Here is a 637-nt window from a genome sequence, read left to right on the forward strand (position 1 = left end):
TCCGGCTCCAGCGCCTGAAGCAGCGGCCGCTTGATGAGATACTTTTCCGCGAACACGTCGGCCGACAGTTGCTCGCGGTCGGTTTCACCGCTGGCCTCGGCCAGACGAATGGCGATCATCTGCGCAGCGCTGTTCCACTCGTAGACTGCGGACGCGACGTCGAGGCCTTCATAGCATTGCAGGCGGATCAGCTTGCGCCCGAGAGCAGCGCTGAGAACCTTTGCAATCTCAGTCTTGCCGACGCCGGCTTCGCCTTCGAGAAACAGCGGGCGGCCCATCTTGAGCGACAGGTAGACCACCGTCGCCAGCGAGCGCTCCGCGAGATAGCCACGGCTGGTGAGCAGATCGAGCGTTGCATCGACGGATGCGGGAATTTTGCTCATGCTCACACAGACTCCAAATTCAGCTCTTCGCGGTCGCGGCTTCCACAGCACGGCGCGCAAGCACGCCGATCAGATGCGCACGATATTCGGCGCTGCCGTGAATGTCGCTGTTGAGGCCATCGGCAGACACCGTGAGCCCCTCGAGCGACTTCGCCGAAAACCGCTTCTTCAGCGCTTCTTCGAACTCGGTGGCGCGGAACACCCCGTCACCGCCCGCACCGGTCACTGCAACACGGACATCCGACGGACGCCGC

At 63.1% G+C, this 637-nt stretch carries 1 protein-coding gene and 1 pseudogene; both read right to left on the bottom strand.

The window, feature by feature from the left end; all coding sequences use genetic code 11:
- The coding region (locus ACP4IX_RS36415) for an AAA family ATPase (RefSeq protein ID WP_426558958.1) at positions 1-383 on the bottom strand (383 nt) is incomplete at its 3' end.
- A 19-nt stretch (positions 384-402) separates the two neighbouring features.
- A pseudogene (locus ACP4IX_RS36420) lies at positions 403-637 on the bottom strand (hypothetical protein); the annotation flags it as partial.

It is taken from the genome of Streptomyces sp. WG5, from assembly GCF_049974565.1.
Classification (GTDB): Bacteria; Actinomycetota; Actinomycetes; order Streptomycetales; family Streptomycetaceae; genus Streptomyces.